The sequence below is a fragment of the Mesorhizobium sp. CNPSo 4670 genome, assembly GCF_057784235.1.
Genome location: NZ_JBWJFQ010000036.1, coordinates 23,144 through 30,195, shown reverse-complemented (window position 1 = coordinate 30,195; position 7,052 = coordinate 23,144). Strand labels below are relative to the sequence as shown.

Below are 7,052 nucleotides of genomic sequence, written 5' to 3'. Positions count from 1 at the left end.
ATCGTAAGCTTGCAACAGCCGGTGAACCTGTGCGCGGCTCAATCGCAATAGCTCGGCCGCCTGGACGACGCTCAGCCGACGTTCACGGATCTTCTGGATAGCTTCAAGGCGATGAAGTTCGTTCTGCGACAAGGTAACGAGACAAGGCATGACGGTCTCCAACGAGCCCGGTCTGTCGCCAGGCTGAGGCCGCAAGCCTTCCTTTCCAGCTTCGAGTTGGCGAGAGCATGAGCTGTGAAAGTCGGGGACTGTCGCATCTCTAAATTGCTCAAGTGTCGCATCTCTATATAGCTGCTACATCAGAAAGTCGCATAAGATAGATTATGGAACTGAAGCGTATGACGGCAGGCGGAGATTTTCCCGCATTATCAGCCGTTTGGCGCTATGGCGGTCACGCCAACCCGCGATCTCTTCGATTGAGTAGCCTAGGCGTCGTGTCTATCGCGGCATGTCGATCCGGCATGCACGGCAGCTGAAATCCGTGTTGACCAGACGATTTGGCCGGGCGTCATTCGTTGTCGAAAATTCCAGTGCGGCCAGCGATGAAGGATTGGCCTCATCACTATGAATCATATGGGATTTCTACCACCATGCCGTCATAGGCTGGTTCGACGTTGGCTGGCGTCTCGGCCATCACGGTGGCGTAGTCGAGCGGCACATGCATATGCGTCAGCACGGAGTGTCTCGGCGCCAGCCGCTGGATCCATTCCAACGCTTCGCCGAGCGACAGATGGCTGGGATGCGTCCGGTACTGCAGCGCATCGATGATCAGCACGTCGAGGTCGCGCAGCCGTTCGGCGGTAGACTCCGGAAAGTCACTGATATCAGGGCAATAGGCGAGCGTGCCAATGCGGAAACCAAGCGATATGATGTCGCCATGCACCTGCGGCAGCGGCTCGAGGGTGAGGGCACCCCCCTCTCCTTCGATCACCACCGGCTTGGCGTGATCGATGATATGAGCGTCGACGATCGGCGGATAGGAACTGCCTGCCGGGGTCTCGAAACAATAGCCGAACGCTTGCCGCAGGCGCAGCATTGTCGGCTGGTCGGCATGGATATCGATCAGCTGGCGGTGTTCGAGGACGAAACCGCGCAGGTCATCGATGCCGTGGATATGGTCGGCATGCGGGTGCGTGTAGACGACCGCATCGATGCGCCTGACGGAGGCCATAAGCATCTGCTGGCGGAAATCCGGTCCGGTGTCGATGACAACCCTGGTGCGGCTGCCATCCGCAGCAATCCGCTCGACGAGTGCGGCGGCGCGGGTGCGCCGGTTCTTCGGGTTATCCGGGTCGCAATTGCCCCAGTCGCCGGTGATGCGCGGCGTACCTGGCGACGAGCCGCAGCCGAGAATGGTAAGGCGCAGCCGGTCGGTCATCGTTCAGGCGCTTTGCTCGGGCCAAGCAGTTTGCTCGGGAGGTCGCGGCATCTTGCCGAACAGACGGAAGAAATTGTTCGTCGTCAGATCAGCGATGTCAGCCTCGCTGACGCCGATTGTTTCGGCCAGCACTTTGGCCGTGTGCGCGACATAGGCTGGCTCGTTGCGCTTGCCGCGAAACGGCACGGGCGCCAGATAGGGTGCGTCGGTTTCGACCAGCAAGCGGTCATGCGGCACATCGGCTGCGATGGCGCGTAATTCCGCCGAATTCTTGAAGGTCAGGATACCCGAGAACGATACATAGCCACCGAGCGCAACGCCGATTTCCGCCAGCCGGGGCCCGGACGAAAAACAGTGCAGGATGAAGGGGAAGGCGCCCTTCCCTGTTTCGTCCTCGAGGATGGCCGCCATGTCGTCATCGGCATCGCGCGAATGAATGACCAGCGGCAGTCCGGTTTCCCGAGCGGCGGCGATGTGGGCGCGAAAGCCCTGCGCCTGGGCATCGCGCGGCGCCTTGTCGTAGAAGTAATCGAGCCCCGCCTCGCCGATCGCCACCACCTTCGGATGAGCTGACAGGCGCACAAGGTCCGCGGCGGTGACGTCGAGTTCCTCCGCGGCGTTGTGCGGGTGGGTGCCGACCGAACAGTACACTTCGTCGAAGGTTTCAGCGATTTCAAGGATTTGCTGAAACCGCTTCACACGCGTCGAGATCGTCACCATGCGGCCGATACCGACCGCCTTGGCGCGGGCGACAATGGCCGCCCGCTCCTCGGCGAAGTCGGGAAAATCCAGGTGGCAATGGCTGTCGACGAGCATCAGGCGTTCGCATCCGGCTGTTCGATGTAACGCGGAAACACGCCCTCCGGCGCGGGCAAGGCCACCCCGGAGACAAGCGCGTGGTCTGCCGCGACATGCACGAAATCGCGGCTGTCCGCCGGCACCGCCAGCAGGTCGAGCAGTTTGTTGGCCGATCCCGGAATGAAGGGTTGGCACAACAGCGCCACGCGCCGGACGAGTTCGGCAGTCGTCCACAGCACGGTTTCCATGCGCGCCGGATCGCTCTTCTTCAGCGCCCACGGCGCCTGGCCCGCGAAATAACGATCGGCTTCCGCCACCACGCCGAAGATCGCCGCCAGTGCCAGATGGATGCCTTGCTCGGCCATGGTCTTGCGCGCCACGGCGAGCGCGGCACTTGCCTGATCGAGGATCGCCTTGTCCTCATCCGCCAGTGTGCCGCGTTGCGGCACCACGCCGCCGCAGTTCTTGGCGATCATCGCCAGCGAGCGCTGCGCCAGATTGCCAAGGCCATTGGCAAGATCGGCGTTGGTGCGGTTGACGATTGCTTCATGGCTGTAGCTGCCGTCCTGGCCGAACGGCACCTCGCGCAGGAAGAAGTAGCGCACCTGGTCCAGACCGTAGTGCTCGATCATGGTGAAGGGGTCTATGACGTTGCCGACCGATTTCGACATCTTCTCGCCGCGGTTGAACAGGAAGCCGTGGCCGAAGACACGTTTCGGCAGCGGGATGCCGGCAGACATCAGGAAGGCCGGCCAATACACCGCATGAAAGCGGACGATGTCCTTGCCGATGATGTGCGCATCCGCAGGCCAGAAATGCCAATCGTCAGCATTTTCATTGGGATAGCCGACACCTGTGATGTAATTGGTCAAGGCGTCGACCCACACATACATCACGTGCTTCTCGTCGCCCGGCACCGGCACGCCCCAGTCGAAGGTGGTGCGCGAGATCGACAGGTCCTTGAGGCCGGATTTGACGAAGCTCATCACTTCGTTGCGGCGCTCAGCCGGGCCGATGAAGTCGGGCTGGTTTTCATAGAGCGCGACGAGCTTGTCCTGATAGGCCGAGAGGCGGAAGAAATAGCTCTCTTCCTCGACCCATTCGACGGGCGTTCCCTGTGGCCCGTACCGGACATTGTCTGGGCGGACCTCCGTCTCCTCCTCGCCGTAGTAGGCCTCGTCGCGCACCGAGTACCACCCGGCATAGCCACCCTTGTAGATGTCGCCATTGGCGGCCATTGCCTTCCAGATCGCCTGCGACGACGCGTAGTGCCGCTCTTCCGTGGTGCGGATGAAGTCGTCATTGGAGGCGTTGAGCGCCTCCGCCATGCGCTTGAACTCAGCCGAATTGCGATCGGCCAGCTCACGCGGCGAAATGCCTTCGCGCTTGGCGGTCTGCAGCATCTTGATGCCGTGTTCGTCGGTTCCGGTGAGGAAGAAGACTTGCTTGCCGTCGAGCCGCTGGAAGCGGGCAAGCGCATCGGTTGCGATCAGTTCGTAGGCATGGCCGATATGCGGTTTGCCGTTCGGATAGGAAATCGCCGTCGTGATGTAGAACTTGTCGCGTGACATGAATGAACCGTCATGAATGTCTGAATGGAAAGGCGTGGCGGTGGATATCGCATCGGGGCGGCGATTGCCATCCCGAGGCCAATGCATGCCGTCCAAAAGTGGCCCCGGTTTTGGGGCACGGCATGCATGGAGAAACCGTCACATTCGCATTGCAGAATTCAGGCGGTCGATCATGGTCAAGGCGTGCTGCTTCTTGTCGAGATTGTAGGTGTCGGTCTCAGATATAGCGTCCAGCGCCTCATGCCAAGTGTCCGACAGCGTTTTGGCCCGTGCGAGGTCGCCCGCAAGCGCTGCCTGGCTTGCCGCATCCGACAACAGCTCCAGCGCCCGGCGGTTGAAGATGTCGAACTGGATCGCCTGGTCGCGGCCGGCGACAGCCTCGGCAAGGCGAAACGCGCCGCCTACATCGTTCTTTCTTGCCGCCACCAGGGCGTCGAGCGTCGACGCGATCTCCAGACCCCCATACTGCGTCAACAAGATCGCGCTGCGCGCGCTGCCCCCTGCCCGCTCAGCCAGCGCCGCGCGCTCGGCAGGATCGTCCGGCGGTGGCGGTTCGGTCGTTTCCAGAACCGCCATCAGGTCTTCGGCATCGAGTGGCGTCAATCGCACCACCTGGCAACGCGACCGGATTGTCGGCAGCAGGCTGCCCGGCGCATGGACGATCAGGATGAACAGCGTTCGTGCCGGCGGCTCTTCGAGATTCTTCAGCAAGGCATTGGCGGCATTGGTGTTCATGTCGTCGGCTGGGTCCACGATCACAACCCGGTAGCTGCCGTCATGCGAGGTCAGCGACAGGAAGCGGCTGACCTTGCGGATCTCGTCGACGGTGACGACGGTCTTGAAGCTCTTGGTCTTGTCGTTGGGCGGACGGGTCAGATGCAGCACGCAAGGATGCGCGCCGGTGGCGATCTGGCGAAACAGCGACGAGGCCGGATCGGGAATGGCAAGGCTTTCCGGCGCCTGCGCAAAGTCCGGGTGCTTCAACAGATGATGCGCAAGATGGAAGGCAAGCGTCGCCTTGCCGATGCCGACCGGCCCGGAGAAGATCAGCGCATGCGGCAGCTTTCCCGCACGATAGGCGGCGGTCAGCATCCCCGCGGCCTGCCGGTGTCCAACCAGGCGCGGCGTTTCGGATGGCTCGGGCACGCCGTCCAGCGTGTCGTGCTGCTCGGGTGCGATGCGCTCGAAGATCATGCCGGCGTCGCCTGCCTGTTGCGCGACGGCGTTCTTGCCTCCAGCGCCGCGAACACGGCGGCGGTGACGACATTCTCGACCGTATCGGCATCGGCGGCGGCGTTAACGACGATGCAGCGTTCCGGCTCGGCCGCCGCGATTGCCAGAAACGCCTCGCGGCGGGCCTGATGGATCGCCAGCCTCTCCTTTTCGAAGCGGTCGGCGATTGCTTCGGTGCCGCGCCGCAACGTCGCGCGCCTGAGGCCCTCCGCCGGATCGATGTCGAAGATCAGCGTCATGTCCGGCATCATGCCGTTGATGGCAACCTGCTCCAGCGCATCCATGAACGCCGGGTCGATACCGCCCGTGACGCCCTGGTAGACGCGTGATGAATCCAGGAAGCGGTCGCAAAGCACGATGGAGCCACGCTCGACCGCTGGACGGATGACCTGCTCGACATGGTCGGAGCGCGCGGCGGCGAACAGCAGCGCCTCCATTTTCGGCCCGAACGGTTCGGCGGCGCCTGAAAGCAGCACATGCCTGACAGCTTCGGCGCCAGGCGAGCCGCCAGGTTCACGAGTGGGGAGGACATCATATCCCTTGGCGCGCATCTTCCTGGCCAGCCGCTCGATCTGCGTCGACTTGCCTGCTCCTTCGCCGCCTTCGAAGGTGATGAAAAATCCGCGCGCCAAATCGAAAAAGCCCTTGCCATGCTTGCGGGTGGTTATAGCGCTCTAGATAGTCCGCGTCGGGCCAAACGTCTATGCCGTCGGCGCTAGAGCAATTCCAGGAAAAGTGTGAAACGGTTTTGCCGGGAAAAGCGCGTAGCGCTTTCCCTAGGGACTTGCGTCAAAGCAAAGAGATAGAGCGGTTCTGCGTTTCCGTGAAACGACGAACCGCTCTAGCGCAGCCAGCCGATCGCCAGTTCCTTGACGGCATCGAGCGCGCGCTGCGGCAACGTGCCGACGCCGATCGACTCGGCGGCGAAAAGCGGCGTTTCCTGGCTGAGCGTGTCGCCGATCCAGACGCGCAGCGCGCCCACCGGTTGCCCTTCCTCCACCGGAGCGGCAACCGGGCCTGTGTAGACGATCTTGGCCGTCAGCTTGTCGCGGTTGGTGATCGGCAGGAAGATGGCGATCGGACCCTTGGCCTTCAGCGTCACGCCGGATTTCGCGCCGCCAAAAACCTGGGCTTCGCCGACCACCTCGTCCTTGGCGAAGATTTCGGTCTTCTCGAAAGAGCGAACACCCCAGTCGAGCAGTTTTCGCGCCTCTTCGGCACGCTCCTTGTCGCTGGCCAGTCCGCTCATCGCCGCGATCACCCGCGTGCCGTTGTGGTTGACCGAACCGACGATGCCGAAGCCTGACGTCTCGCTCGCGCCGACCGCCAGGCCGTCGGCGCCGATGTCCATTGCCAGAAGCGGATTGCGGTTCCGTTGCGAGATCTTGTTCCAGGTAAAATCCTTCTGGCCGTAGTACTGATAGAAATCCGGATAATCGCGCCACAGATCCACGGCCAGCAGCGCCAACTCCCGCACCGTCGTCTGCTGGCCGTCCGCGGGCAGGCCGGTCGAATTGACGAACGTCGATGTCTTGAGCCCGATCTGGCGCGCGCGCTCGGTCATCTGTGCGGCAAAATTGTCCTCCGAGCCGGCCATGCCTTCGGCAATGACAATACAGCCGTCATTGGCCGCCTGAACCGTTACGCCCTGAATGAGATCCTCGAGCCGGATCGACGATTTGAGCTTGGCAAACATCGTCGAAGTTCCCGAAGGCGCACCACCTTTGCGCCAGGCGTTTTCGCTGACCACGAACGTGTCGTCGAGCTTCAGGCGCCCGGACTTTATGGCGTTGAAAACCACTTCCATGGTCATCAGCTTGGCCATCGAAGCCGGCGGTATCGGCTCATCGGCATCTTTCGAAAACAGCACCGTCCCGGTTTCGGCGTCGATCATGAAAACCTGCGCGGCCTTGGTCTCGAAAAGCTGCGCACTGGCTGGAGCCAGGGAAAGCAATAGTAGGCAAAAAAACAGAAGCCCGGCGAAAGGCTGGAGCAAGCGAAATTGCATGAAATTCGACCCGTTGGCCGGCACGTCCGGCAAGCCCGCAAAAAGTATCAGGCTTTTTCCGTGG

Annotated in this window: 7 protein-coding genes; all 7 read right to left on the bottom strand. The window is 62.1% G+C overall.

Annotated features, from left to right (window positions below; genetic code table 11):
* A partial coding sequence (locus AC0ZT5_RS34050; protein ID WP_488500026.1) for a helix-turn-helix domain-containing protein occupies positions 1 to 150 on the bottom strand: 150 nt, incomplete at its 3' end.
* A 412-nt stretch (positions 151 to 562) separates the two neighbouring features.
* Complete coding sequence (locus tag AC0ZT5_RS34045; protein ID WP_488500024.1) at positions 563 to 1,378, bottom strand: MBL fold metallo-hydrolase; 816 nt, start codon at positions 1,376 to 1,378, stop codon at positions 563 to 565.
* A 3-nt stretch (positions 1,379 to 1,381) separates the two neighbouring features.
* Positions 1,382 to 2,194, bottom strand: coding sequence for a TatD family hydrolase (locus AC0ZT5_RS34040; protein ID WP_488500023.1), 813 nt, complete (start codon positions 2,192 to 2,194; stop codon positions 1,382 to 1,384).
* Positions 2,194 to 3,747: a methionine--tRNA ligase gene (metG, locus tag AC0ZT5_RS34035; RefSeq protein ID WP_488500022.1), complete on the bottom strand. Its 1,554-nt coding sequence runs from the start codon at positions 3,745 to 3,747 to the stop codon at positions 2,194 to 2,196. The genes AC0ZT5_RS34040 and metG overlap by 1 nt, the downstream gene beginning before the upstream one ends.
* A 138-nt stretch (positions 3,748 to 3,885) precedes the next feature.
* Positions 3,886 to 4,941, bottom strand: a complete 1,056-nt coding sequence (locus AC0ZT5_RS34030) for a DNA polymerase III subunit delta' (RefSeq protein WP_488500021.1) — start codon at positions 4,939 to 4,941, stop codon at positions 3,886 to 3,888.
* On the bottom strand, positions 4,938 to 5,612 hold the full coding sequence (gene tmk / locus AC0ZT5_RS34025; RefSeq protein ID WP_488500020.1) for a dTMP kinase: 675 nt from the start codon (positions 5,610 to 5,612) through the stop codon (positions 4,938 to 4,940). The genes AC0ZT5_RS34030 and tmk overlap by 4 nt, the downstream gene beginning before the upstream one ends.
* 209 nt (positions 5,613 to 5,821) lie before the next feature.
* Complete coding sequence (locus AC0ZT5_RS34020) at positions 5,822 to 6,988, bottom strand: D-alanyl-D-alanine carboxypeptidase family protein (RefSeq protein WP_488500019.1); 1,167 nt, start codon at positions 6,986 to 6,988, stop codon at positions 5,822 to 5,824.
* Positions 6,989 to 7,052: the final 64 nt, after the last annotated feature.

Coding starts and splice junctions, on each gene's coding strand:
- AC0ZT5_RS34040 (WP_488500023.1), bottom strand. CDS start 2,194: ATGCTCGTCGACAGCCATTGCCACCTGGATTTTCCCGACTTCGCCGAG.
- AC0ZT5_RS34030 (WP_488500021.1), bottom strand. CDS start 4,941: ATGATCTTCGAGCGCATCGCACCCGAGCAGCACGACACGCTGGACGGC.
- metG (WP_488500022.1), bottom strand. CDS start 3,747: ATGTCACGCGACAAGTTCTACATCACGACGGCGATTTCCTATCCGAAC.
- AC0ZT5_RS34045 (WP_488500024.1), bottom strand. CDS start 1,378: ATGACCGACCGGCTGCGCCTTACCATTCTCGGCTGCGGCTCGTCGCCA.
- AC0ZT5_RS34020 (WP_488500019.1), bottom strand. CDS start 6,988: ATGCAATTTCGCTTGCTCCAGCCTTTCGCCGGGCTTCTGTTTTTTTGC.